At 66.3% G+C, this 25,199-nt stretch carries 26 protein-coding genes; 15 read left to right on the top strand and 11 right to left on the bottom strand.

Features of this window, described 5'->3' with window-relative positions; genetic code table 11:
* Positions 1–41: 41 nt before the first annotated feature.
* Together dnaG and AC1RJ5_RS02230 are read right to left on the bottom strand one after the other, a co-directional pair.
* The gene (gene dnaG / locus AC1RJ5_RS02235; RefSeq protein ID WP_493111466.1) at positions 42–1,931 is read right to left on the bottom strand and encodes a DNA primase; all 1,890 of its coding nucleotides are present in this window, start codon (positions 1,929–1,931) and stop codon (positions 42–44) included.
* A gap of 72 nt (positions 1,932–2,003) precedes the next feature.
* Positions 2,004–2,456, bottom strand: coding sequence for a GatB/YqeY domain-containing protein (locus AC1RJ5_RS02230; RefSeq protein ID WP_493111464.1), 453 nt, complete (start codon positions 2,454–2,456; stop codon positions 2,004–2,006).
* 127 nt (positions 2,457–2,583) lie between these two features.
* On the opposite strand from AC1RJ5_RS02230, the gene carA reads away from it, so the two are divergent.
* From carA to AC1RJ5_RS02205, 5 genes are all read left to right on the top strand, one after another.
* Entirely contained in the window at positions 2,584–3,753 is a 1,170-nt protein-coding gene (gene carA, locus AC1RJ5_RS02225; protein ID WP_269575279.1) for a glutamine-hydrolyzing carbamoyl-phosphate synthase small subunit, read from the top strand.
* Positions 3,753–4,127, top strand: a complete 375-nt coding sequence (locus AC1RJ5_RS02220) for a hypothetical protein (protein ID WP_269575280.1) — start codon at positions 3,753–3,755, stop codon at positions 4,125–4,127. Before carA ends, AC1RJ5_RS02220 begins: the two co-directional genes overlap by 1 nt.
* Before the next feature lie 105 nt (positions 4,128–4,232).
* The gene (gene carB, locus AC1RJ5_RS02215) at positions 4,233–7,562 is read left to right on the top strand and encodes a carbamoyl-phosphate synthase large subunit (RefSeq protein ID WP_493111461.1); all 3,330 of its coding nucleotides are present in this window, start codon (positions 4,233–4,235) and stop codon (positions 7,560–7,562) included.
* 202 nt (positions 7,563–7,764) lie between these two features.
* Entirely contained in the window at positions 7,765–8,241 is a 477-nt protein-coding gene (gene greA / locus AC1RJ5_RS02210) for a transcription elongation factor GreA (protein ID WP_184166329.1), read from the top strand.
* A 2-nt stretch (positions 8,242–8,243) separates the two neighbouring features.
* Positions 8,244–8,900 carry a rhomboid family intramembrane serine protease gene (locus AC1RJ5_RS02205; RefSeq protein ID WP_269575282.1) on the top strand — a complete coding sequence of 219 codons (657 nt, stop codon included), beginning with the start codon at positions 8,244–8,246 and terminating at the stop codon, positions 8,898–8,900.
* Between the two features lie 45 nt (positions 8,901–8,945).
* Here AC1RJ5_RS02205 and AC1RJ5_RS02200 read toward each other — a convergent pair whose 3' ends face one another.
* The 5 genes from AC1RJ5_RS02200 to AC1RJ5_RS02180 all read right to left on the bottom strand — a co-directional run bounded on the left by AC1RJ5_RS02200 (position 8,946) and on the right by AC1RJ5_RS02180 (position 10,735).
* Positions 8,946–9,164 carry a DUF4170 domain-containing protein gene (locus AC1RJ5_RS02200; protein ID WP_269575283.1) on the bottom strand — a complete coding sequence of 73 codons (219 nt, stop codon included), beginning with the start codon at positions 9,162–9,164 and terminating at the stop codon, positions 8,946–8,948.
* 61 nt (positions 9,165–9,225) lie between these two features.
* On the bottom strand, positions 9,226–9,546 hold the full coding sequence (locus AC1RJ5_RS02195) for a hypothetical protein (RefSeq protein ID WP_184166322.1): 321 nt from the start codon (positions 9,544–9,546) through the stop codon (positions 9,226–9,228).
* Complete coding sequence (locus AC1RJ5_RS02190) at positions 9,546–9,881, bottom strand: DUF3618 domain-containing protein (protein ID WP_184166320.1); 336 nt, start codon at positions 9,879–9,881, stop codon at positions 9,546–9,548. The genes AC1RJ5_RS02195 and AC1RJ5_RS02190 overlap by 1 nt, the downstream gene beginning before the upstream one ends.
* Positions 9,878–10,246, bottom strand: coding sequence for a phage holin family protein (locus AC1RJ5_RS02185; RefSeq protein WP_493111457.1), 369 nt, complete (start codon positions 10,244–10,246; stop codon positions 9,878–9,880). The genes AC1RJ5_RS02190 and AC1RJ5_RS02185 overlap by 4 nt, the downstream gene beginning before the upstream one ends.
* Before the next feature lie 15 nt (positions 10,247–10,261).
* Positions 10,262–10,735: a hypothetical protein gene (locus AC1RJ5_RS02180; RefSeq protein WP_493111455.1), complete on the bottom strand. Its 474-nt coding sequence runs from the start codon at positions 10,733–10,735 to the stop codon at positions 10,262–10,264.
* 116 nt (positions 10,736–10,851) lie between these two features.
* On the opposite strand from AC1RJ5_RS02180, the gene eno reads away from it, so the two are divergent.
* The 6 genes from eno to AC1RJ5_RS02150 all read left to right on the top strand — a co-directional run bounded on the left by eno (position 10,852) and on the right by AC1RJ5_RS02150 (position 18,127).
* Complete coding sequence (eno, locus tag AC1RJ5_RS02175; RefSeq protein ID WP_493111453.1) at positions 10,852–12,129, top strand: phosphopyruvate hydratase; 1,278 nt, start codon at positions 10,852–10,854, stop codon at positions 12,127–12,129.
* A gap of 78 nt (positions 12,130–12,207) precedes the next feature.
* Positions 12,208–13,308 carry an AraC family transcriptional regulator gene (locus AC1RJ5_RS02170; RefSeq protein ID WP_493111451.1) on the top strand — a complete coding sequence of 367 codons (1,101 nt, stop codon included), beginning with the start codon at positions 12,208–12,210 and terminating at the stop codon, positions 13,306–13,308.
* 58 nt (positions 13,309–13,366) lie between these two features.
* Complete coding sequence (locus tag AC1RJ5_RS02165) at positions 13,367–14,851, top strand: S41 family peptidase (protein WP_493111449.1); 1,485 nt, start codon at positions 13,367–13,369, stop codon at positions 14,849–14,851.
* A 14-nt stretch (positions 14,852–14,865) separates the two neighbouring features.
* A complete protein-coding gene (locus AC1RJ5_RS02160) occupies positions 14,866–15,213 on the top strand; it encodes an FtsB family cell division protein (protein WP_269575288.1) in 348 nt (115 codons plus the stop codon).
* A 459-nt stretch (positions 15,214–15,672) separates the two neighbouring features.
* Positions 15,673–16,719: a pyruvate dehydrogenase (acetyl-transferring) E1 component subunit alpha gene (pdhA, locus tag AC1RJ5_RS02155; protein ID WP_269575289.1), complete on the top strand. Its 1,047-nt coding sequence runs from the start codon at positions 15,673–15,675 to the stop codon at positions 16,717–16,719.
* Position 16,720: 1 nt separating this feature from the next.
* Positions 16,721–18,127, top strand: a complete 1,407-nt coding sequence (locus AC1RJ5_RS02150) for a pyruvate dehydrogenase complex E1 component subunit beta (RefSeq protein ID WP_269575290.1) — start codon at positions 16,721–16,723, stop codon at positions 18,125–18,127.
* A 102-nt stretch (positions 18,128–18,229) separates the two neighbouring features.
* Here the strand turns inward: AC1RJ5_RS02150 and AC1RJ5_RS02145 are convergent, their stop codons facing one another.
* Genes AC1RJ5_RS02145 through AC1RJ5_RS02135 form a run of 3 tightly spaced genes read right to left on the bottom strand, consistent with a single transcriptional unit; the run spans position 18,230 to position 21,287 of the window.
* Complete coding sequence (locus AC1RJ5_RS02145) at positions 18,230–18,943, bottom strand: TadE/TadG family type IV pilus assembly protein (protein WP_269575291.1); 714 nt, start codon at positions 18,941–18,943, stop codon at positions 18,230–18,232.
* A complete protein-coding gene (locus tag AC1RJ5_RS02140) occupies positions 18,940–19,560 on the bottom strand; it encodes a TadE/TadG family type IV pilus assembly protein (RefSeq protein ID WP_269575292.1) in 621 nt (206 codons plus the stop codon). Before AC1RJ5_RS02140 ends, AC1RJ5_RS02145 begins: the two co-directional genes overlap by 4 nt.
* A complete protein-coding gene (locus AC1RJ5_RS02135; protein ID WP_342250228.1) occupies positions 19,557–21,287 on the bottom strand; it encodes a pilus assembly protein TadG-related protein in 1,731 nt (576 codons plus the stop codon). Before AC1RJ5_RS02135 ends, AC1RJ5_RS02140 begins: the two co-directional genes overlap by 4 nt.
* Positions 21,288–21,485: 198 nt before the next feature.
* Here AC1RJ5_RS02135 and AC1RJ5_RS02130 point away from each other — a divergent pair, with 198 nt between their 5' ends.
* On the top strand, positions 21,486–22,145 hold the full coding sequence (locus AC1RJ5_RS02130; RefSeq protein WP_269575294.1) for a squalene/phytoene synthase family protein: 660 nt from the start codon (positions 21,486–21,488) through the stop codon (positions 22,143–22,145).
* Between the two features lie 46 nt (positions 22,146–22,191).
* Positions 22,192–22,689, top strand: coding sequence for an EF-hand domain-containing protein (locus AC1RJ5_RS02125; protein WP_269575295.1), 498 nt, complete (start codon positions 22,192–22,194; stop codon positions 22,687–22,689).
* On the opposite strand, the gene trmFO is transcribed toward AC1RJ5_RS02125, so the two are convergent.
* Entirely contained in the window at positions 22,659–24,005 is a 1,347-nt protein-coding gene (trmFO, locus tag AC1RJ5_RS02120) for a methylenetetrahydrofolate--tRNA-(uracil(54)-C(5))-methyltransferase (FADH(2)-oxidizing) TrmFO (protein WP_493111445.1), read from the bottom strand. The genes AC1RJ5_RS02125 and trmFO overlap by 31 nt on opposite strands.
* Positions 24,006–24,063: 58 nt before the next feature.
* On the opposite strand from trmFO, the gene AC1RJ5_RS02115 reads away from it, so the two are divergent.
* A complete protein-coding gene (locus AC1RJ5_RS02115; RefSeq protein WP_493111443.1) occupies positions 24,064–24,708 on the top strand; it encodes a lysoplasmalogenase family protein in 645 nt (214 codons plus the stop codon).
* Entirely contained in the window at positions 24,705–25,136 is a 432-nt protein-coding gene (locus AC1RJ5_RS02110; RefSeq protein WP_493111441.1) for a DUF488 domain-containing protein, read from the top strand. Before AC1RJ5_RS02115 ends, AC1RJ5_RS02110 begins: the two co-directional genes overlap by 4 nt.
* The last annotated feature ends 63 nt before the right edge of the window (positions 25,137–25,199 follow it).

The raw sequence follows: 25,199 nt of genomic DNA, 5'->3' as shown, positions 1-25,199 counted from the left end.
TCAAATCCTCGAAACTTGGATGGCGGCAATTATACGCCGCCCTAATCCTCGAAATCTTCTTCGTCCGCAAGCATCAGATTCGCGAGACGCGTTTCCAGCTCCTGCCGCTCCCGCAGCAACGCCGTCTGCCGCGCGAACGACTCATCGTCGAAACGCTCCAGCATCGCTGCCGTTGCCTCCGCCAGCGCCGCGTCCACCGCGGGCCGTGCCACCATCACTGCGATCGCCTCGTTCAGGTCTTCGCGCGCCTTTCTTTCCTCGGCCTGGGGCCGGGTGAAGGAAAAGGGCAGGGTATCGGCCCGGAGCAGCTCGCTCGCCATCTGATCGAAACCGGACTTCGCCAATATGGTGAGTACTTTGCCCTGATCAAGCTGCCGGTCTTCGAGCGCGACATCGACGACCGCCTCGAACAATTTGCCGAGCGCGCCCGATGCGCCGCGAAGACTGCCGAGGACTTCCATGTGGCGGGCGATTTCGGCCGGATGACGGATCAACCCGGCGAGAACCGCCTTGGAGAGGATCGGGTCAAGCCCGCCGGCCTGGACCGCGCGGGTCTGCTGGGTGAGCGGCGGTTCGGGCGGGAGCCAGTTGCCGCGCTTGTCCCGCTTGCCGCGGGCCGGGGCAGGGCCCGAACCGCCGCCGCGCCGGGGTCCGCTCTCGAAATTGCGCGGGCCGCGGCCGAAATGCGTGTCGGCGCGCTCGCGGAACTCGGCGAGATATTCGTGCTTCACATTGGGATCGCCGATCCCGCCGGCGAGTTCGCCCAGGCGCCGCTTGAGCCCTGCGCGCTGCTCCGGCGTGTCGAGCGGCTCGGCGGCGAGTTCGCTTTCCCAGAGAAGATCGACCAGCGGCCGGGCCTTGCCGAGCAGCGCCTCGAACGCCTGCGCCCCCTGGGCGCGGACGAGGTCGTCGGGGTCGAGGCCGTCGGGCAGGGTGACGAAGGCGAGGCTGCGGCCCGGCTCGAGCATCGGCATGGCGCGGTGCGCGGCGCGCAGGGCAGCCTTCTGGCCCGCCGAGTCGCCGTCGAAGCAGAGCAGGGGCACGTCGGCGATTCGCCAGAGCCGTTCGAGCTGGTGCTCGGTCATCGCGGTGCCGAGCGGCGCCACCGCCTCGCCGAACCCGGCCTGGGCGAGCGCGATCACGTCCATATAGCCCTCGACCGCGATGATCCGCCCGGACTTGCGCGCCACGGCCTGGGCGCGGTCGAGATTGTAGAGCGTGCGGCCCTTGTCGAAGAGCGGCGTCTCCGGCGAGTTGAGATATTTGGGCTCGCCCTCGCCGATGATGCGGCCGCCAAAGGCGATCGTGCGGCCGCGCACGTCGCGGATCGGGATCATCAGGCGGCCGCGGAAGCGGTCGTACGGATCCTTCTTCTCGACTTGGATCAGCATGCCGGCCTCGACCAGCATCGCATCGCCGTAGGTCTTCAGCGCTTCCTTGAGCTTGCCGCGCGAATCGGGGGAATAGCCGATGCCGAAGGTCCGGGCGGTCTCCTCGCTGATCCCGCGCCTCCTGAGCACCGCGCGCGCCTCGGCGCCCTCGATGCTGCCCAGCTTCTCGACGAAGAACCTGGCCGCGTCCTCCATCGCCTCGTGCAGGCCCTTGGCGCGCTCGGCCTTCTCGGCACTGCGGCGGTCCTGCTCGGGCATCTCCATGCCGGCGGCCTGGACCAGCTCCTTCACCGCATCGATGAAGGGCAGGCCGCGCTGGTCGGTCATCCAGCGGATCGCGTCGCCATGCGCGCCGCAGCCGAAGCAGTGGTAGAAGCCCTTGTCGTCGTTGACGTAGAAGCTCGGCGTCTTCTCGTTGTGGAACGGGCAGCAGGCGCGGAACTCGCGTCCCGCCTTCTGGAGCTTGGTCGTCTTGGCGATCAGCCCGGACAGCAGGGTGCGGGCGCGGAGTTCGTCGAGAAAGGCGGGGGTAAGGGACACTCCATCCCAATGCGCCCCGCCGCCCCAACCCGCAAGCCGGGCGGGGTGTGGATAATGTGGGCTACCTCGCCCTCAGCTCAGCGCCGCCTTCACCAGCCCGCTCGCCTTGCTCATGTCGAGCGTCGTCGCGTGGCGCGCCTTGAGCTCGGCCATCACCCGGCCCATGTCCTTCATGCCTGCAGCACCCAGCTCGGCCTTGATCGCCTCGATCGCCGCCGTCGTCTCCGCATCGCTCATCTGGGCGGGCAGGAAGCGCTCGATCACCGCGACCTCGGCCTTCTCGTTGTCGGCCAGCTCCTGGCGGCCGCCCTTCTCGAACATCTCGATCGATTCGCGGCGCTGCTTGACCATCTTCTGCAGCACCTCGATCACCAGCGCGTTGTCGTCCATCTGGACCGACTTGGTGCGCTCCTCGATGTCGCGGTTCTTGATCGCGCTCTGGATCAGGCTGATCGCGCCGCGGGTCTCCTTGTCGCCGGCCTTCATGGCGGTGATCTGGGCGGCCTTGATATCGTCTCGGATCATTTCATCTCTCGTGAATCGGAATTTGAACCCGCAATAGACCCGCGAACCGGTTGACGCGAGGGGGGTAGGGGTCTAGCGGGCGGCACTTAGCGACATTGCTGCACCTCAAATGGAGAGCCACCCCTCAATGGCCGACGCCACGCCTACGCCCATGCCTGCCGGAGCTACCGGTGTTCTGGTTTTGGAGTCGGGGGACGTGATCTGGGGCCGTGGCTTTGGCGCCGAAGGCCAGGCCGTCGGCGAAGTGTGCTTCCACACCGCGATGACCGGCTATCAGGAGATCATGACTGATCCGTCGTTCGCGGGCCAGATCATCAACTTCACCTTCCCGCACATCGGCAATGTCGGCGCGAACCCCGACGATATCGAGGCCGACGATCCCCATGCGCTGGGCATGATCGTGCGCGAGGACGTGACCGAGCCGAGCAACTTCCGTTCGACCGAGCATCTCGATGCCTGGATGAAGAAGCATGCCCGCATCGGCCTGTCCGGCATCGACACCCGCGCGCTGACTCGCCGCATCCGCCTTGCCGGCGCGCCCAACGGCGTGATCGCGCATTCGGCCGAGGGCAAGTTCGACATTCCGCTGCTGCTCGAGATGGCGCGCGCCTGGCCGGGCCTTGAGGGCATGGACCTGGCGATCACGGTGACCGCCGAGACCCATTATGGCTGGGAAGGCGGCGTCTGGCGCCTCGGCTTCGGCTATGATGAAGGCGGCCAGGAGGACACGCGTCCGCATGTCGTCGCGCTCGACTATGGCTCGAAGCGCAACATCTTCCGCAATCTGGTTCAGGCCGGCGCCAAGGTGACCGTGCTGCCGGCACAGGCGACCTATGAGCAGATCATGGCGTTCAACCCGGACGGCTTCTTCCTGTCGAACGGCCCGGGCGATCCCGCCGCGACCGGCGAATATGCCGTGCCGGTGATCCGCCAGCTGCTTGAGACGGGCAAGCCGCTGTTCGGCATCTGCCTCGGCCACCAGCTGCTCGGCCTTGCCGTCGGCGCCGAGACTACCAAGATGTTCCAGGGCCATCGCGGCGCCAACCATCCGGTCAAGCGGCTGGAAGACGGCGCGGTGGAGATCACCAGCATGAACCACGGCTTCGCGGTCGAGCGCGAGACGCTTCCCGAGAACGCCCGCGAGACGCATGTGTCGCTGTTCGACGGCTCCAACGCCGGCATCGAGCTGACCGATCGCCCTGCGTTCAGCGTGCAGTATCACCCCGAGGCGAGCCCGGGTCCGCAGGACAGCCTGTATCTGTTCGAGCGGTTCATCGGGATGATCCGGGCGGCGTGATGGTGGGGAAAGCCCTCACCTCGGCCGATCGGTTCTTCATGGAGGCAGTCGACAGCGTCCCCGACGCTGCCGGACAGCGCGTGGATCTCACCACGCTCGCCAGGGAAGAAGGCTTTGGCGAGGCCGAGGCGAGCGCCAGGGCATGGGAAGCGGCGGGCTATGGCCGGCATGAGCGCGAGACCGGCGCCGGGCGCCTGTTCTTCGCCTTTTCCGAGGCCGGCTATGCCAAGGCGCGCAACCAGGCCGACCGCATGCACCAGTCGGTCGTCCGGCGCTGGCACATGCCGACCATAGACGGCACCTCGGGCTGGCTGGCCGGCGGCGTGTTCGTGGTCGCGCTGCTCTACAGCCTGATGATGTTTTTCTGGGGATGAGCTTGGACAGGGCTCTCCACTTCCACCATCACGACGCTTCGGCGCCGTGGTGTCCGCAGGGCAGCATCGCTGCGCTTCCGATCCGATCGTTCTTGAAGGCCTGACATGCCAAAACGCACCGACATCTCCTCCATCCTCGTCATCGGCGCAGGCCCGATCGTGATCGGCCAGGCTTGTGAGTTCGATTATTCGGGCACGCAGGCGATCAAGGCGCTCAAGGAAGAGGGCTATCGCATCGTCCTGGTCAATTCGAACCCGGCGACGATCATGACCGATCCCGAGCTGGCCGATGCGACCTATGTCGAGCCGATCACCCCGGCGATCGTCGCCAAGATCATCGAGAAGGAGCGCCCCGATGCGGTGCTCCCCACGATGGGCGGCCAGACCGCGCTCAACACCGCGCTCGCCCTCGCCAATGACGGCACGCTGGAGAAGTTCGGCTGCATCATGATCGGCGCCGACGCCGAGGCGATCGACAAGGCCGAGGACCGGCTGAAGTTCAAGGACGCGATGACCAAGATCGGGCTCGAAAGCGCCCGCAGCCATATCGCGCATACCGAGGCCGAGGCACTGGCCGGGCTCGAGCATGTCGGCCTGCCGGCGATCATCCGCCCCAGCTTCACCATGGGCGGTTCGGGTGGCGGCATCGCGTACAACCGCGAGGAATTCATCAATATCGTGCGGACGGGCCTCGACCTGTCGCCGACGACCGAGGTGCTGATCGAGGAATCGCTGCTCGGTTGGAAGGAATATGAGATGGAGGTTGTCCGCGATCGCAAGGACAACGCCATCATCGTGTGCAGCATCGAGAATGTCGATGCGATGGGCACGCACACCGGTGACTCGATCACCGTCGCCCCGGCGCTGACGCTGACCGACAAGGAATACCAGATCATGCGCAATGCATCGATCGCGGTTCTCCGGGAAATCGGCGTGGAAACCGGCGGTTCGAACGTGCAGTTCGCAGTAAATCCGAAGGACGGCCGCCTGATCGTCATCGAGATGAACCCGCGCGTGTCGCGTTCCTCGGCGCTGGCTTCCAAGGCCACCGGCTTCCCGATCGCCAAGGTCGCGGCCAAGCTGGCGGTGGGCTACACGCTCGACGAGATCGACAACGACATCACCGGGGCCACCCCGGCGTCGTTCGAGCCGACGATCGATTATATCGTCACCAAGATTCCGCGCTTCGCCTTCGAGAAGTTCAAGGGCGCCGAGGCGACCCTCGGCACCGCGATGAAGTCGGTCGGCGAGGTCATGGCGATCGGCCGCAACATCCACGAATCGATGCAGAAGGCGCTGCGCGGCCTCGAGACCGGCCTGAGCGGCTTCAACAATGTCGACAAGCTGGCCGGTGCGCCGCGCGTCGAGATCGAGGCGGCGCTCGCCGTGCGCTCGCCTGACCGGCTGCTGATCGCCGCCCAGGCACTGCGCGAGGGCTTCACCGTGCGCGAAGTCTGCGCGATCGGTCAGTACGACCCGTGGTTCATGGAGCGCCTCGCCGAGATCATCGCTGCGGAAACGCAGGTGATGGAAGAGGGGCTGCCGCAGGACGCGGCCGGCATGCGCCGCCTCAAGGCGATGGGTTTCAGCGACAAGCGCCTGGCGTTCCTCGCGCTCAAGTCGGCGAACCTGCGCGCGGGTACCGATGCCATGGCGAAGTCGTCGGGCCTGATCGGCGAGGTCGTCAAGGCGATGACCGGCGGCGTGAACGAGAATGACGTGCGCGCGCACCGCCACAAGCTGGGCGTGCGCCCGGTGTTCAAGCGGATCGACACCTGCGCGGCCGAGTTCGAGGCGAAGACGCCGTACATGTACTCGACCTATGAAGCGCCGAGCTTCGGCGAGCCCGAGAACGAGGCAGCGCCGAGCGACCGCAAGAAGATCGTGATCCTGGGCGGCGGTCCCAACCGCATCGGGCAGGGCATCGAGTTCGACTATTGCTGCTGCCATGCCTGCTTCGCGCTGGCGGACGCGGGCTATGAGACGATCATGGTCAACTGCAACCCGGAGACGGTGAGCACCGACTACGACACCTCGGACCGCCTCTATTTCGAGCCGCTGACCGCCGAGGACGTGCTGGAGATCCTGCATGTCGAGAAGTCGAAGGGCGAACTGGTCGGCGTGATCGTCCAGTTCGGCGGCCAGACCCCGCTCAACCTCGCCAAGGCGCTGGAAGATGCCGGCATCCCGATCCTCGGCACCTCGCCCGACGCGATCGACCTGGCCGAGGACCGCGAGCGCTTCGCCGACCTGGTCGAGAAGCTCGGCCTCAAGCAGCCGGCCAATGGCCTGGCCCGCACCCGTGACGAAGCGGTGAAGATCGCCGAGCGGATCGGCTATCCGGTGCTGATGCGCCCGAGCTACGTGCTCGGCGGCCGCGCGATGGAGATCGTCGACTCCACCCAGCAGCTCGATGACTATATCCAGACCGCCGTGCAGGTCTCGGGCGATAGCCCGGTTCTGATCGACCAGTATCTGCGTGACGCGGTCGAGGTGGACGTGGATGCGATCGCCGACGGCACCGATGTGGTCGTCGCCGGCGTGCTCCAGCATATCGAGGAAGCCGGCGTCCATTCGGGCGACAGCGCCTGCTCGATCCCGCCCTACAGCCTGCCGGCCGAGATCATCGCCGAGATCGAGCGCCAGACCGATGCGCTGGCGCGCGCGCTCAAGGTCAAGGGCCTGATGAACATCCAGTTCGCGGTGAAGGACGGCGAGGTCTACCTGATCGAGGTGAACCCGCGTGCCTCGCGCACCGTGCCGTTCGTCGCCAAGGCGATCGGCGCGCCGGTGGCGAAGATCGCCAGCCGCGTGATGGCGGGCGAGAAGCTGGCCGACCTGCCGAAGATCGATCGCGACATCGACTATATCGCGGTCAAGGAAGCCGTCTTCCCGTTCAACAAGTTCCCCGGCGTCGATCCGGTGCTGAGCCCCGAGATGAAGTCGACCGGCGAAGTGATGGGCATCGACCTCGATTTCGCGACCAGCTTCGCCAAGGCGCAGCTGGGGGCGGGGACCGTGCTGCCGAGCTCGGGTCGCCTGTTCGTCAGCGTGAAGGATACCGACAAGCCGGTGATCCTGCCGGGCGTGCAGCTGCTCGCCGGGATGGGCTTCACCATCGTCGCCACCGGCGGCACCGCGGACTATCTCGAGGCCGAGGGCATCGCGGTGGAGCGGGTCAACAAGGTCGCGCAGGGCCGCCCGCATATCGTCGATCGTATCCTCGACGGCGATATCGCGCTGATCTTCAACACCACCGAAGGCTGGCAGTCACTCAAGGACTCGTCGGACATCCGCCGCTCGGCGCTCAACCTCAAGATCCCGTACTTCACCACGGCGCAGGCAAGCGTCGCGGCGGCGCGGGCGATCGAGGCGCTGTCGAAGCACAGCCTGGACGTGCGGCCGCTGCAGGACTTCTACGCCTCGCGCGGCTGATCGATAATGCTGCTCCCCGGCAGGGGCTGGGGAGCATTATTATCGCAGCTTCCACAGCGACGTAACTTTCCTAGCCTTGCAGTGCGGCAACGGCAGGCTTATTATTCGCGTTCGCACAATTGATCTCCCCCCATCAGTATCCATGTGCGGGCGTCTCCGAAGGGGGCGCTTGTGGGACGGGGCGTTTTGAAGGACTTGGTGGATGGCGACGGTCGATAAGATGCCGATGCTTCAGGAAGGCTATGAGAAGCTGACCGCGGAGCTGAAGCGCCTCAAAATCGAGCGCCCGCTGATCGTGGATGCGATCGAGGAGGCGCGCGCACATGGCGATCTCTCGGAAAACGCCGAATATCATGCCGCCAAGGAGCAGCAGGGCCAGAACGAGGCCACGATTGCCGATATCGAAGGCAAGCTGAGCCGCGCCCAGATCATCGATCCGAAGGAGCTTTCGGGCGACAAGGTCGTGTTCGGCGCGACGGTGACCTTGCTCGACGAGGACGACAAGCCGCTCAAGTACCAGATCGTCGGCGAGACCGAGGCGGATGTGAACAAGGGCCGCATCTCGTACAACTCGCCGATCGGCCGCGCGCTGATCGGGCGCAAGGTGGACGAGGAAGTCGAGGTCTCGGTGCCCGCCGGCGACCGCTATTATCTGGTGTCCAAGATCGAATTCATCTGAGCGTGAAGTTTCGTGACTTCCCCGCGACGATCCTGATTTCGGCGATCACGGCGCTGGTTGGCGCCGTGATCCTGATCACCGGCAATCTGCAGGAAGCCGCGGTGCTCGGCGGGTTCATCCCGGCGCGGGCCGGGGCGGAGCTGTTCACCCCGGGCACGCCGGCGGTGCCCGCGATCCTCACGCCGCTGACGACGCTGTTCATCCATGTCAGCGCGCTGCAGATCTTCTTCAACGTGCTGATCCTGGTGATCACCGGGCAGAAGACCGAGCAGGTGATCGGCTGGCCGCAGTTCCTGCTGCTCTACGTCATCGGCGCCTTCGCGTCGGCCGGGGTCTATTATCTGCTGACGCCGGATGCGCTGTGGCCGCTGCTCGGCATGAACGGCGCGGTGTCGGCGGTGCTGGGTGCCTATGCGCTGCTCTACGGACAGCCGCGCACCCGGGCGGTCGGTCCATTCTCCGCAAGGACGGTCCACGTGGCCTGGCTCGCCGCGGCCTGGGCGGTAATCTCGATTTTGACCGGTTTACTCCAGCCCACGCCCCAGGGCGTCCCGCTCTTCGAATCCCTGTCCTGGAGCGCCGCGGCCCCCATAGGCGGATTCCTAGCAGGCCTGGCAGCCGCGCGGCCGCTGTTCATGTGGCATTGGCGTAAAGCCTGAACCGCTATCCCCACCGCATGGCGGGGACAGCGGTCCGGAAAGGGCTCAGGCCTCCAGATCGGGCTCGAGCAGGCGGTGGAGATGGACCACCACATAACGCATCTCGGCATCGTCCACCGTGCGCTGCGCCGCGCTGCGCCAGGCATTCTCTGCGCTGGCATAGTCGGGATAGATGCCGACCACGTCCAGCTTCGAGGGGTCGACGAAATCAAGCGTCATCGGGTCGGTCACGCGACCGCCGAAGACGAGGTGCAGTTTGCTCATTGGGCCTCCGAAAAACACTTTATGGTTTTATAGAGGCCCTTAGGAAGCAGGCGCGCCGGCCTCAAGCCTTTTGCGCTGCATCCCTGGCTGCATCCAGCACATTCCCGAACAGCGCACCGACGCGATTTTTTGCCTCGTCGCGGCCGGGGAGGAGGGATTCGATCTCTGCCCGTCCGGCTTCCTTGACCGCGGCAACCGTGCCCGTAACCCTGCCTGCGAGCTGCTTTCCGGTGGCATCCAGCAGCTCGCGCTCCTTCTGCGAGCGCGGCACCAGCATGCCGATCACCACGCCGAGCGCGATGCCGCCGGCGACCAGCGCATAGGGATTGGACGCGAGGCTCTCGCCGGCGCCCTGCTTCTCGTTCGCGGGATTGGTGCTCATCACGAGGATCCTTCTTTCTTGCCTTTACGCTTCAAACCCGTGGCCGGGTCGCGAGTTTCATGCCTTTTCGCCAGGATGTCGCCGATCCAGCCGCGCGCCATCACCAGCCCGATCGTCGCCACTACGCCCGCCGCGGCCAGCGGACGGCTGCGCACCGCCTCGGCACCCTTGCGCGCCACGCTGGCGACGCCCTGCGCCGCGCTCTCCACCGCATCCTGCGCCAGGTTCGACGGGCTCAGCCGTGACTGGACCTGGCCGAGCGTGCCGAACAAAGCCGCCCGGGCCTCCGCGATCCGAGCCCGCGCCGCCTCGACATCATGCGGGTTCTCGCTCACGGCTTTTCCTTGAAGATACGCTTCACATGCGTCCAGGCGAGCCAGCCCATCAGGCCCGAGATCGCCAGGAACAGGCTCACCACGATCAGCGTCGCGAAGCCGGGCCCGACCAGCGGCGCCAGCGTGAGGACCAGCCCCATCACCAGCGCCACCGCGGCGGCGAAGGCCAAAGCGATCGCCACCGCGCCCATCCACAGCATCGAGCGCGCATCGCGCAGCTTCGAGCGGAGCAGGGTGCGATAATAGCCGATCTCGGCATCGGCATAGGCGCGACCATTATCGACGAGCTGCTGGAGCAACTCGCCGATGCTGGGCTCGGCCGCCGGCGCACCGGCAGGCGGCAGTTCAGGCTTTGGTTCGTCCACCCCCCGTCAGGCCCCTCAGGCCTTGTCGGACGGGGTTTCGGGCGCGTCGCCGGCGTCGGACGCCGCATCGATGCCCGACTTGATGATCCGCGCGAGCACGAAGCCCAGGCCCGCCGCGACGCCGACCGCCACCGCGGGGCTCTTGCGGACGAACGCCGTCACGTCGTCGATCAGGTCATCGACTTCCTTGCCGCGCAGATTGTCGGCGAAGCCGGCGATGCCGTCCGCCGCCGAGCGCGCGTACTTGCCGTATTGCTCGCCGAGTCGTGCATCGACGTCGGCCGCGGCCGACTGCATCATCTTGGCGACCTCATCGAGCGCGCCGGTAGCCTTTTCCTTGCCTTCGCCGGCAAAGGCACGTGCGCGCTCCGCCGCCTGGTTGCCGAGTTCATTCGCCTTTTCGCGGATCGTATCGCTGGCGTTGCGCTTTGCCTCGGCGGTGGTTTCCGCCGCGCCTTCGATCACTTCGCCCGTCGTTTCGTCAGCCATGCCAAAAACCCTCCATGCCTTTTGCGAAACAACAACGGCCACGTTTGCGAGTTCCATCCGGAGCCGTTAGAGGCCGCGTCGCGCCCTCATTACCCCATATCTAGGGAGACCGTTTCGTGACCGCAATCATCGACGTCCATGCTCGCCAAATCCTCGACAGCCGGGGCAACCCCACCGTCGAAGTCGACGTGATGCTGGAGGACGGCAGCTTCGGCCGCGCCGCAGTTCCCTCGGGCGCCTCGACCGGCGCGCACGAAGCCGTGGAACTGCGCGACGGCGACGAGTCGCGCTGGCTCGGCAAGGGTGTCGACAAGGCAGTCGAGAACGTCAACGGCGAGATCTTCGAGGAAGTCGTCGGCATGGAAGCCGAGGACCAGGCCGATCTCGACACCGCGATGATCGAGCTCGACGGCACCGAGAACAAGGGCCGGCTGGGCGCCAACGCCATCCTCGGCGTGAGCCTCGCTGCCGCCAAGGCCGCTGCCGATGCGCGCGGCCTGCCGCTCTATCGCTATGTCGGCGGCGTCAACGCCCACGTGCTGCCGGTGCCGATGATGAACATCATCAACGGCGGCGAGCATGCCGACAACCCGATCGACTTCCAGGAATTCATGATCGTGCCGGTGGGCGCGGAGAACATCGTCGAGGCCGTGCGCTGCGGCTCGGAGATCTTCCACACGCTCAAGAAGAAGCTGCACGAGAAGGGCCTGGCCACCGGCGTGGGCGACGAGGGCGGCTTCGCGCCGAACATCGCCAGCACCACCGAGGCGCTGGACTTCATCATGAGCTCGATCGAAGCCGCCGGCTACAAGCCGGGCGACGACGTGATGCTCGCGCTCGACTGCGCCGCCACCGAATATTTCAAGGACGGCGCCTACAAGATGGTGGGCGAGGGCAAGACCTTCTCGTCGCTCGAGAATGCCGACTTCCTCGCCGGGCTGGCCGCCAAGTACCCGATCTTCTCGATCGAGGACGGCATGGCCGAGGACGACTGGGAAGGCTGGAAGGCGCTGACCGAGAAGCTGGGCGGCAAGGTCCAGCTGGTCGGTGACGACCTGTTCGTGACCAACCCGAAGCGCCTCGCGCGCGGTATCGAGGGCGGCTACGCCAACTCGCTGCTGGTGAAGGTCAACCAGATCGGCACGCTGACCGAGACGCTGGAAGCGGTGAGCCTGGCGCAGCGCTCGTCCTACACCGCGGTGATGTCGCACCGCTCGGGCGAGACCGAGGACGCGACGATCGCCGACCTGGCGGTCGCCACCAACTGCGGCCAGATCAAGACGGGCTCGCTGGCCCGCTCGGACCGGCTTGCCAAGTACAACCAGCTGATCCGGATCGAGGAAGAGCTGGGCGATGCCGCGGTGTATGCCGGGCGGAGCGTGCTGAAGAAGTAAGCTTTGGTTCTGCCCCTCCTGCCTTCGGGCGGGAGGGGTTGGGACATGACCGACATTCGGCAATGAAAGTGCCGGGCGATGGGGGATCTGACTTTCGGGTGGCGTACCGCGCTTCTGAGCGTGGCGATCGTGCAACTGCTGATCATCGCCGCAGCGCTCACCCGGCCGATCGCGAATCGCGCCGCGAACCGCACCCTGTCGGCACTGCTGATCGTCCTGGCCGGGATCGTGACCCCCTGGGCGATCGGTTTCGCCGGCTTCTATGACAAATGGCGATGGCTGACCTTCGCGCCGCTCGCCATCACATTGGCGGTCGGTCCGCTGCTCTGGCTCTATGTGCTGGCGCTGGTGCAGGGTAGCCGGCCCAAGGCGGCCTGGCGGCACCTGACCGCACCGACGCTGCAATTTATCTTCCTGGCCATCAGCTTCCTGCTCCCCTTGCCGGTCAAGCTGCGCTGGGCCGATCTAGCGATGACGCCATTCGACATCGTGACGGGCATCGGTACCGTCATCGGACTGGCGGCCTATGGTGTCGCGGGCCTCCGCCTGCTTCGTCGCTACCGGGTCAGGCTGGCTTCGCAGCGCAGCGACGATGCGCGGTTCGCATCGCGGTGGCTGAGCAGGGCGATCGGGGTAACCTTGCTGCTGCTGCCGATCTGGGCGGGTTATTCGATCTGGGACGCGATATCGCCGCTCGGCTATCGCCAACTCATGGGATTGCACCTCGCGATCGCGGCATTCGCGCTGTACCTCGCCGTCGAGGGGTGGCGGCATGCGAGCCTGGCATTCCCGCATTTCGCAAGCCTGGAGCCGGAGCCGGCGGCGATAGCCGGACGCGACTGGCAGGCGATCGGCGCAGCCTGGGAAGCCGAGATCCGGGGAGCGGGCTGGGTGGCCGATCCCGAACTCAATCTTGCCAGTCTCGCGCGACACCTCGGCACCAACACCAACTATCTGTCGCGCGCGCTGAACGATGGACTTGGCGTGAACTTCTCCGCCTTCATCAACCAGATCAGGAGTGAGGCCGTTGCCGCGGCGTTGCGCGCGGGGGATCGTCGTGACGTGCTCGATATCGCCTTCGAGGCAGGGTTCGCTTCCAAGGCAAGCTTCAACCGGGCGTTTCGCGCGGCGTTCGGCCTTAGCCCGAGCGCATATCGTCGCGGCTCAAATCACGAATAGTTCCGCAGACGCGGGTTTTGAGGCGCGGCGGCATGACCTTTGGCGGCAGCATGGCCGCATGAACCGTCGTCATTTCATCGGTGCCCTGGGCGCCATCGCCACCTTCCCTGGCGCCAGTGCCGCCACCACGAGCGACCTGCGCGGCGATATCGCAATCCTGCGCAAGGCGCTGGGGCTGCATCCTGGGCTCTATCGCTATGCCACTCCGGCGCAGGTCGACGCGCGGATCGATCGGCTCGAGCGGGATTTCGTCGCCGCACCGACGCTTGAGGCGCGCTATCTGATCCTGTCGGCGTTCCTCGCCACGATCCGATGCGGCCACAGCTATTGCAACTTTTTCAACCAGCGCGACGGGGTGGCAAAGTCGCTATTCGATCGCCCGACGCGGCTGCCCTTCCAGTTCGCGTGGATCGACCGGCGCATGATCGTCACGGACGATCCCACCGGCACCCTAGCGCAAGGGACCGAGGTGCTGTCGATCAATGACGTACCGGCGGGAGCCATGCTGGCGACGCTGATGCGCTATGCGCGGGCGGACGGCCATAATGACGCCAAGCGAGCCGCGCTGCTGAGCGTTGCCGGCGGAGACCGGATCGAGTTCTTCGATGTCTTCCACGGGCTGACCTATGGCGCCCCGCGTGGCGGGCTGCATCGCCTGACGGTTCGTCTTCCGGACGGCGCAACGGCGGTGCGCGACGTGCCGGCACTGGGCCTGGCGGCGCGACAGGCGCAGATGCAGCCGCGTGCCTATGATGGCGATCAGCCGGTGTGGAGCTGGAGGATGCGCCCCGACGGCGTGGCGGTGCTCGATATGCCTGGCTGGGCGCTCTACGACAGCAAATGGGACTGGCGAAGCTGGCTGAACGAGCGGCTGGGGTCCCTTTCCGGCGCCAGGGGGCTCATTGTCGACCTGCGCGAGAATGAGGGTGGCCAGGATTGCGGCAATGCGCTGTTCGCGCGGATCGCCAGCACGCCGATCACCGACCCCGGCGCGGAACGCCGCGTGCGTTTCGAGCGGACGCCGCCGGATATCGATCGCTACCTCGATACCTGGGACAAGAGCTTTCATGCGCTTGGCGTGGGAGCGCAGCCCATCGGCGGCGGCTTTCGGCGCCTGACGGGCAAGCGCGGCAGCGAGGTGATCGAACCGGCGGGCCCCAGGCTGGCACTGCCTGTCGCCGCGCTGATCGGGCCGGTGAACAGCTCCGCGACCTTCCAGTTCGCCGAGGTGGCCAAGCGGACGGGCCTTGTCCGCCTGTTCGGCGAGGCGACCGGCGGCAACCGGCGCGGTATCAACGGCGGCTGCTTCTTCTTCGTTCACCTGCCGGCCAGCGGCATCGAATTCGACTTGCCGCTTATCGGTTATTTCCCGGGCGGTTCGCCGCCGGACGCCGGGATAATGCCCGACATGCTCGTGCCGCGGAGCGCGGCGGATGTCGCAACCGGCCATGATCGGCAGATGGCCGCCGCGGCAAATTGGATCCTGCGCGGTAAACGGCGGTCCTCCGCACCAATACGGGCCTTGCGCCCGGGGCGTGGTTAAGCGAAAAACACCAAATGCGATCGCGTGCTGCTTCTCCGTTCCAGACCCTTTTGCGCCGGGCCGGGCTGCCGGCGGTGACGCTGATCGCCATCGGCTTTTTCGGCTATAACGCCGTGCTCGGGCCCACCGGCGTGATGCAGACCAAGCTGACCAAGGCCGAGTTCGAGCAGAAGCAGGCCGATTATGCCGCGCTCGACAAGCAGCGCGCGGCGCTGAAGAACCGCGTCGAGCTGCTCGACCAGAAGCGCGGCGTCGATCCCGACCTGGCCGATGAGCTGGCGCGCAAGCAGCTCAATGTCGTGCGGCCGGACGAGGTGGTCATTCCGCTGCAGAAGCATGGGGCGGGGACTACCGGGCGGTAGTCTTTTCTATTCTCCTCCCTGCAAAGGGAGGGCCAGGGGTGGGTTAGAACAAGGCCGGGCTCGATGCCCGGCCTTTTCTTTTCCGATGCCGTCTCGCAGGGCGCCCCGGGAAGTCCGGGGGCGCAACCCACCCCCGACCCCTCCCTTGCAGGGAGGGGAGTAGGAAGGGCGGGAGCCTCACGGGCGGCATTGCGACTGGGCCCCGGCCTTCGCCGGGGAGCGGGTTGGAACGAGCGGGTAGGGGCGGGCGAACCGCGCGCGGCGGCATCTTCTCTCCTACGCCGCAGCGCCTCCAAATCATGCTGCATTGCAACTTTCGCAACTCGCATCTTTGGTTGCATAGAGTGCAATTGCCGTCGCGTCAGGGGCACGGCACCGGCTATTCGCGCGTTGTTGCGCGGCGGGCAAAAACGCGCTTATAGGCACCCGCCTTTCCCCCTCCCCGGACGAGGATTTCCTGTGGCCAAAGCACCGGCACGCAAAACGACTGAACCCGCAAAGACCAACCGCGAGCGGCCCGAAGAGCCCAAGCGGTTCGAGGCTTCGAAGGAGCAGCTGCTCGAATTCTACAAGCAGATGCTGCTGATCCGCCGCTTCGAGGAGAAGGCCGGCCAGCTCTATGGCCTCGGCTTCATCGGCGGCTTCTGCCACCTCTATATCGGCCAGGAAGCCGTTGCGGTCGGCCTGCAGTCCGCGCTCGACGGCGAGAAGGACTCGGTGATCACCGGCTATCGCGACCATGGCCACATGCTCGCCTATGGCATCGATCCCAAGGTCATCATGGCCGAGCTGACCGGTCGCGCGGCGGGCATCAGCCGCGGCAAGGGCGGCTCGATGCACATGTTTTCGACCGAGAAGAAGTTCTACGGCGGCCACGGCATCGTCGGCGCGCAGGTGTCGCTCGGCACCGGCCTGGCGTTCGCGCACAAGTATAACGAGGATGGCGGCGTCGCCATGGCCTATTTCGGCGACGGCGCGTCGAACCAGGGCCAGGTCTACGAATCGTTCAACATGGCCGAGCTGTGGAAGCTTCCGATCATCTATGTGATCGAGAACAACCAGTACGCCATGGGCACCTCGGTCAACCGCTCTTCGTCGGAAGACCAGCTCTATCGTCGCGGCGAGAGCTTCCGCATCCCCGGCATCCAGGTGGACGGCATGGACGTGCTCGCCTGCCGAGGCGCCGCCGAGGAAGCGCTGGCCTGGGTCCGCGCGGGCAAGGGCCCGATCATCCTCGAGATGAAGACGTACCGCTATCGCGGGCACTCGATGTCGGATCCCGCGAAGTACCGTTCGCGTGAAGAGGTTCAGTCGGTCCGCGACAAGTCGGATCCGATCGAGCAGGTCAAGCGCGAGCTCGAGGACATGAAGGTCACCGAGGCCGAGCTGAAGGCGATCGAGGCGGAGATCCGCAAGGTGGTGAACGAGTCTGCCGACTTCGCCGAGCAGACGCCCGAGCCCGATGCTTCCGAACTGTATACCGACGTGCTGGTGGAGTCCTACTGAGATGGCGATCGAACTGAAGATGCCGGCGCTGTCGCCCACCATGGAGGAGGGCACGCTCGCCAAGTGGCTCGTCAAGGAAGGCGACACGGTGAAGTCGGGTGACATCCTGGCCGAGATCGAGACCGACAAGGCCACGATGGAGTTCGAGGCGGTCGACGAAGGCACGATCGCGAAGATCCTGGTCGCCGAGGGCACCGATAACGTGAAGGTCGGCACCGTGATCGCGACGATCGCGGGCGAGGGCGAGGATGCCTCCGCGGCTCCGGCACCTGCCGCTGCGCCGGCCCCGACGCCTGCGCCTGCCGCGGCCGAGCCGGCTGCGGGTGAGGATGGTGGTCCGAAGAAGGCCGACAGCGGCACCAAGCAGCTCGCCAGCGAGAAGGCCGCCACGGTCCAGGACCCGGCGATCCCCGAGGGCACCGAGATGGTCAAGGTGACTGTCCGCGAAGCGCTGCGCGACGCGATGGCCGAGGAGATGCGCAAGGATCCGCGCGTCTTCGTGATGGGCGAGGAAGTCGCCGAGTATCAGGGCGCCTACAAGGTGACCCAGGGCCTGCTCGAGGAGTTCGGGCCGAAGCGCGTGATCGACACGCCGATCACCGAATACGGCTTCGCCGGCCTGGGTGCGGGTGCGGCGATGGGCGGGCTCAAGCCGGTCATCGAGTTCATGACCTTCAACTTCGCGATGCAGGCGATCGACCACATCGTGAACTCGGCGGCGAAGACCAACTACATGTCCGGCGGCCAGATGCGCTGCCCGATCGTGTTCCGCGGTCCGAATGGTGCCGCTTCGCGCGTGGGCGCGCAGCACTCGCAGAACTATGGCCCGTGGTACGCCAGCGTCCCCGGCCTGATCGTGATCGCCCCCTATGACGCGCAGGACGCCAAGGGCCTGCTCAAGGCGGCGATCCGCTCGGAAGACCCGGTCGTGTTCCTCGAGAACGAGCTGATGTACGGCCGTCACTTCGAGATCCCGCAGCTCGACGATTATGTCCTGCCGATCGGCAAGGCGCGTATCGTCCGGGCGGGCAAGGACGTGACGATCGTCAGCTACTCGATCGGCGTGGGCGTTGCCCTGGAAGCCGCCGACAAGCTGGCAGGCGAGGGCATCGACGCCGAAGTGGTCGACCTGCGCACGCTGCGTCCGCTGGACACGGCTACCGTTCTGGAGAGCCTGAAGAAGACCAACCGCCTGGTGGTGGTCGAGGAAGGCTGGCCGGTCTGCTCGATCGCGTCGGAAATCGCCGCGGTCGTGATGGAGCAAGGCTTCGACGACCTCGACGCGCCGGTGCTGCGCGTGACCAACGAGGACGTGCCGCTGCCTTACGCGGCGAACCTCGAGAAGCTGGCGCTGATCACCGCCGACAAGGTGGTCGCGGCAGTGAAGAAGGTTACCTACAAGGGCTGATCGGCTTCATAGCGAACACGGAAAAGGCCGGGGGAGACCCCGGCCTTTTCTTTTGCCTGCCCGGTCGAGGGAGAACGACCGGCAGGCGCGAAGCTTTGACGCCTAGGTTTCGAGATAGGCCTGGCCGGCGGAGCACATCGACGGGCTGACGCCGCTCACCTTGTAGATACCGCGCGGATGCGTCGCGGCGTTGCCCAGGCTGCTGTCGTCGGTGGTGTCGCGGCGATCGCGCACCATCATCGAGGCGATCTCGTTCAACTCGCTGGTCGGCGAGAGCGAGGTCTTGATCAGCGGCGTGTACTGGAAGCGCACTTCGACGAACATGGTCACGCCATTGTCGGGTGCCGCGACCTGGCGGGTCGAAGGCCCAACGCCGGCCAGGTTCTTGTCGCCCTGAGCGCCATAGGTCGAACCCAGCGAGGTCTTGTCGCCCTGGCAGCGCTGCCAGCGGATGCGCGACTTGCCGGAGTTGCTGGGATCGGGCTCGATGCTCGAAATGGTCACGCGGCCATTGGCGAGCAGCTTGAGCTCGCCCGACTGCAGGTCCGCGCCGGTGAGCAGGTCGTTGATGTCCGCCTCGCTGATCGTCTTGGCCTGGAGCTGCGTGCCCGAGCCGATACGCGCGGCATTGTCCGCGAGGTGAAGCGCGATCTGGCTCACCCGCATCTTGGTGATGATATAGTTGGTCAGCTCGGCGCCAGTGAGGCTGAGCGTCAGCACGATCGGCAGCGAGAAGGCGAATTCGAGCAGCGCGACGCCGCTCTTGTCATCCCGGAAGCGCCGCAGCAGGCGAGGAAGGGCCGATACGCGGCTCATGGGCAGTTCCTCACGGTGGGAGCGCCCTGGTCGCCATAGGGCTGGTTGCGCAGCACGGTCGAGGCCGTGACCGTTGTCTGGTTCGAGCCGCCGATGATCCGGTAGATCGGGAAGAAGCGCGGATAGCTGACCGACACGGTGTAGACCACCGCATCCTTGGCGCCGCCCGCGCCGCTGTTGCCGCCGCTCGAATCCCATTTGTTGTTGCCGTTATTGTCTTCGTACAGCTCGCCCGGCGTGCCGCCCGAGGGACCGTCGCAGGTGCCGTTGCCGTTGGTGTCGGTGAACGGCTCGAACTTCGCGGCCGCGGCATTGCTGAAGGTGCGATACCATTTGCGAGTGATCGCCACCGTGCCGTTATTGGCGAGCGCCTTGGCCTGGCCGGTCACCTTGGCATCGAGCGTGGCCTGGGTATTGACGTCGAGGCCGCTTTCCAGCGTTGAATCGCGCGCGACCTTCTGGACCACGCCCTGCAGCGCCGCGCGCATGTAGAGCGTGTGAGCCACGTCGAAGGCGCCGAGCAGCAGGATGCCCATGACCGGGGCGATCATCGCGAACTCGACGATCGTCGCGCCGCGCTCGTCCTGAGCAAGACGGGGAAGGGGGCGCCGGATCATTTGGTGAGCCTCAACTGCGAGATCTGGTCCGCGATCGAGCGGAACTTGTCCTGCAGGTCCTTGGAGCTGGTTGCCTTGAAATAGCGGCCGGTGGTCGCGCAGTTGGTGAGGCGCGTCTCGGTGGACGCGGCAAGGTTGCCGAAGGCGATCACCCACAGCGTGATCTTGCTGTTCTTCACTGCCTCGCACAGCGCGGTGTAGCGCGCGTTGACCTGCGTGGTGAGCGTGCCGGTGTCGGTGCAGCCATCGGTCGGCGCCGAGGAGGCATCCGTCGTGCGGCGGTCGAACCACGACACGCCATAGGCGGTATAGTTGTCGGTGCCGGTGCAGGTGTCACCGTCGGTCATGAAGATCAGGTGGCGCTCAATCTCGCCGCCCTGCGGGGTGTAGGCGTTCTCCGACTTGAAGATGCCGGTCGGCGAGAGCAGGCGCGCGCCCCAGAGCAGGCCGATGTCGTGATAGGTGTTGCCTTCGGGCGTGAGGCTGTCGACATAATCGTCGAAATCGCTGGCGGTCCAGGACTGGAGCTTCTTCGCCACTGTCGGGCAGGCGTAGTAGGACGTGTTGTTATAGATCGCGTCGGTGTTGTTCACCGCCGCCAGGTCATAGCTGCCGCCGTTGCGCGCGCCTGTCTTGCGCGTGAAGATCATGCCGGGAAGCGCGGGGCCCCAGCGCGTGGCATCGGAATCGGGCACCGAATCGATATCGAGATCCTTGGCGCCGCTCGGGATCGGCTGATAGGTGGACTGGCGCACGGTGGTGCGCTCCTCGATGCACCCGTCCCAGGTAAGCGTGGTCTGCGCGCCGCCCGCGCCGATCGGCAGGGTGAAGCTGGCATTCCAGTTCGTACCGTTCTTCAGGCCCGAGATCGTCTGGCTGAGCGCGCCATAGTTCCACTTGGCGGCGGTGCCCGACCAGTTGCGATAGCGATAGGTGCAATTGCCCCAACGATCACGGCTGTCGATCGTGTACTGACGCGATTCGGTGTCTTCCGGTATGTTGCCGCACGAGGTGGATTGCTGGCTGGTCCAGTTGCCCCAGTTGCCCGAGGGCGTGTTGGCGAGCTTGCGCGTCTGGTAGGTCCAGCTGTCCGGCATCCACTCGGTCTTGAGCAGGCGGCCGACATTGACGTTGGTGGCATAGGGCACGAAGCCGAAGCGGATCTGCACCTGGTTGCCGGTGCCGCCGCTCGGCGCGCCGCCTTCGCAGGTCGCATCGGTGTCGAGCCGCGCGACGATCTCGTAGAAGCATTTCACCGCGGTCTTCAGGCCGATGATCTTCTTGGTGCCCTTGCCGTCGTCCTGATCCATCGAGCCCGTGGTATCGAGCACGAACATCACATCGGTGTTAGGCAGGCGCATTTCGGCGTCGCAGGTGACGCTGAGCGTCTCGGAGGTCTTGCCGAAGATGCGCATCAGCGTCATCGGCAGCACGGCCGACGCGGTGCCGCTCACCTTGCCGGCATTCTCGCTGAACGCCTTGGTGACGGTGCCGGCGCCGTACGCGTCCTTGTTGTAGTTCGCGTCGAAATAGTTCTTCGCGGTTACCTCGGGGAAATTGGCGGTGCCGTTGACCGTCTGCGCCCAGGTGCCGCCGCCCATCGTCTTGCGGCCCGCGAGCGCGCCCGCATCGCATGCATGTTGCAGACGCGTCTTGACGATGTACATGCGGCTGATGTCGATGCCGCCGCCCACCATGCCCGCAAGCGGGATCAGCGCGATTGCCATGATGGCAAGCGTGTTCGCACGCGTATCACGTGCCAGCGCGCCCAGAAAAGCGCGTATCGAACCACCCGCAATCGGCCGGCCGTCACTCATTTTTGCGCCCCTCATCCCCGGACAACGAGACTGCTTGGCTCAGTTGTCGCTAAATACGTATAAATCCGGAAGGTTAATGCGGGCCTTAAGACCGTTGGGACTCGCGGCATGAACGGGATCGTGGAGCAGCCGGAACGAGATCTGGCACTGAGCTATGCACCGATTGCCGGCCGCCCGGGCCTGGTGGCCTTGCTCGCGCTGGACGACGCACTGGCACAGCTGCTGCGGACTACTCGCGAGCCGGCGGTCGGCCAGATGCGGCTGGCCTGGTGGCGCGAGGCGCTGGAGAAGCTCGATCGCGCGCCGGCGCCCGCAGAGCCGGTGCTGCGCGCGATCGAGGCAGAGGTGCTGCCGCGCGGCGTTACCGGCGCGTCGCTGGTGCCGATCGTCCATGGCTGGGAAGTGCTGATCGAGGAGGAAGTGCTCGACGCCGATGCGATCCGGCGCTTCGGCGAGGGGCGCGGGCATCTGTTCCTTGCCGCGGGCGCGCTGCTGGGCGCCAAGGGCGACCCGTTGGCAGTCGCGGGGCAGGGCTGGGCGATCGCCGATCTCGGCCGGAACCTGGATGCGGAGGACGAGAGGGCGACTGCCCGCGATCTCGCGGTTCCGCTGCTTGCCAAGGCCAGCGGCGCGCGCTGGAGCCGGGCGGGACGCGCGCTGGGCGCGCTGGCGCATCTGGCGCGGATGGACCTGGCCGAGGCACCCCAGGCGGCAGGCGCGCCGGGGCGCGTCGGCCGTCTGCTCTGGCACCGGCTGACTGGACGCTGACCCCGGTGCCGCGTTAGCCTCGCTCTTCTCAGAGGGGAGAGCGGAAATGTGGCGCTATCTGGTGGGAGCGGGCGGTGCACTGCTGCTGGTCGTGGCGGGTCTTTTCCTGTTTCGCGGGTCCGCCAGTACCGGAAACAGCCTTCCAAAGGCGCCCGTGGCGGCAATCGCGTCCGAAACGGAGCAGGATGTTCCGGGGGAGCCGCCGAGCGCCGCCGCAAAGACGCGCGAGCAGAAGCGGTTCGACCGGATCGACAAGGACAAGAATGACGGCATCAGCAAGGACGAGTTCTTCGCCCTGCGCCGCAAGCTGTTCGCCCGGCTCGACACCGACCGGGACGGGAAGCTGAGCTTCGAGGAATGGTCGGTAAAGGCGGTGGAGCGCTTCGCCGGGGCGGACAAGGACAAGTCAGGCGTGCTGACCCGCGCCGAATTCGCCACCACCGCCGTGAAGCGCAAGCCCAAGCCGCGCTGCGTCTGCGCGCCCGCCGGAGCGAAGGCGCAGACGCCGGCGGCTCAGGACGCTGCGGACGACAGCGAGGGCTGAGCCATCCAGCCGGTCTTCGCCTCGCGGGCGCGATCGGTGTACATCAGCTTGCGATCGGCCTTCTTCGTCTTGCCCGGGATCGGCGGGAACAGGCCGAAATTGACGTTCATCGGCTGATAGGTCTCGGCTTCCGCCTCGCCGGTGATGTGCGAGAGCAGCGCGCCCAGCGCCATCTCGCGCGGCGGCGCGGTCAGCGTCTCGCCGGCGAGCTCGGCCGCGGCGAAGCGCCCGGCGAGCAGGCCGATCGCCGAGCTTTCGACATAGCCTTCGCAGCCGGTGATCTGGCCGGCGAAGCGGATATGCGGCGCGCTCCGGAGACGGAGCTGGCCGTCGAGCAGTTCGGGCGACTTGATGAAGGTGTTGCGGTGGAGGCCGCCCAGGCGGGCGAACTCGGCATTCTCGAGCCCCGGGATCGTGCGGAACAGCGCAACCTGCTCGGCATATTTGAGCTTGGTCTGGAAGCCGACCATGTTCCAGAGCGTGGCGCTGGCATTGTCCTGGCGGAGCTGGACGACCGCATAGGGCCAGCGGCCGGTCTTCGGGTCATCCAAGCCGACGCCCTTCATCGGGCCGAAGCGGAGCGTTTCCAGCCCGCGCTCGGCCATGACCTCGATCGGCATGCAGCCTTCGAAATAGGGGACATTCTCCCACTCGCGGAACTCGGTCTTCTCGCCGGCCATCAGGGCGGCGTGGAAGGCGTAATACTGCTCCTTGGTCATCGGGCAGTTGATATAGTCCTTGCCCGTGCCGCCGGGGCCGACCTTGTTCCAGCGCGACTGGAACCAGGCCACGTCCATGTCGATCGAGTCCCGATGCACGATCGGGGCAATCGCATCGAAAAAGGCGAGCTGGTCCTTGCCGGTGGCGGTGCCGATGCTCTCGGCCAGGCCAGGCGCGGTGAGCGGTCCGGTGGCGACGATCGTCAGACCGCTCTCGGGCAGCTTGTCGATGCGCTCGCGGACGATCTCGATGTTCGGATGCGCCATCAGCGCGGCGGTGACGCCGTCGGAGAAGCGGTCGCGGTCGACGGCGAGGGCGGAGCCGGCGGGGACCTTGTGGATGTCGCCCTGCGCCATGATCAGCGAGCCGAGGTCGCGCATTTCCTGGTGGAGCAGGCCAACGGCGTTGCTCTGGGCGTCGTCCGAGCGGAAGCTGTTCGAGCAGACCAGCTCGGCCAGGCCCTCGGTCTGGTGCGCCGGCGTCATCGTGCCGCCGCCGCGCATTTCGGAAAGGCGGACCTTGAAGCCCTTGTTGGCCAGCTGCCATGCGGCTTCCGAGCCGGCCAGACCGCCGCCGATGATGTGAATGTCGTGCATGGGGACGTCCGGTAGCGCCAAGCTTGGCAATGCGCCAGTCACACGGCATCAAGAGCGAATGGACCGCACCCGTATCGACCCGCTCTTCGCGCTCGCCCTGATCGCCGGCGCCACCTATTACGCCAATGTCTGGCTGTCGGCTGGCGGGACCGCCGCGGTGGTGTGGAAGGGCGCGGGCGTGGCGCTGCTCGCCTTCTGGGCACGGGGCAAGGCGGCAAACGGTGACGGGCGGGTGCTCGGTGCCGTGCTGGCGCTGGGCGCGCTGGGCGACGTGCTGCTCGAGCTGCAGGGCATGGCGGCGGGCGGGCTCGCCTTCCTCGCCGGGCATTTCCTCGCTTCCTATCTCTATCTGCGCCACAAGCGCGTACCCGCCGCCCAGTGGATCGCGCCGCCGGTGGCGATGGGCATGGCGCTGCTCGCCTGGTGGGTGTTCAAGGGCGGCTATCAGGTCGAGCTGCTCGCTTTCTATGTGTTCGGCCTGTCGCTGATGGCGGCCTCTGCGATGCTCAGCCGGCTCGGCACGCTGGTCGCGGCGGGTGCGCTGCTGTTCTTCGTGTCCGACTGGCTGATCTTCCTCAACGAAGGGCGGATGCTGCCGCCGCTGGTCGCGTCGCTGCTGGTGTGGCCGACCTATTTCATCGGCCAGGCACTGATCGCCTGGGGCGGCGTTCATGCCCTGAACCAGGAGGCGCCCAGGCCATGAAGATCTTCACCATCGGCTATGAAGCGACGACGATGGACGAGTTCATCGCGGCGTTGCGCAAGGCCGGGGTGGAGCGGGTGATCGACGTGCGGGCGGTGCCGCTATCGCGGCGGCCGGGCTTCTCGAAGAACATCCTCGCAGCGAGCCTGAAGGACGCGGGGATCGACTATGTGCTGCTCAAGAACCTCGGCACGCCCAAGCTGGGCCGCGACGCCGCCAAGAAGGGCGATGTGAAGACGCTGCGCGGCGTCTATGCCGGCCAGCTCGAGCTGCCCGAGGCACAGGCGGAAGCAGCGAGGATGCGGGCGCTGGCGGCGGAAAAGCCAAGCGCATTGCTCTGTTTCGAGCGCGATCCGGCCCATTGCCACCGCACCCTGCTGCTCGCCGCGGAGGGCGAGGGTGCCGAGGTGGTGGATCTGTTTCCCTAGGGCCCGGAAAGGCCGGGGCGGCCGTAATGTCAGGGGGAGATTCGGCCGCCCCGTAGGTTTGGG

The sequence above is a fragment of the Sphingomonas sp. GW822-FHT03G08 genome, from assembly GCF_058801135.1.
The sequence above is the reverse complement of the archived record's forward strand: the minus strand, read 5'-3'. Positions and strand labels throughout refer to the sequence as shown.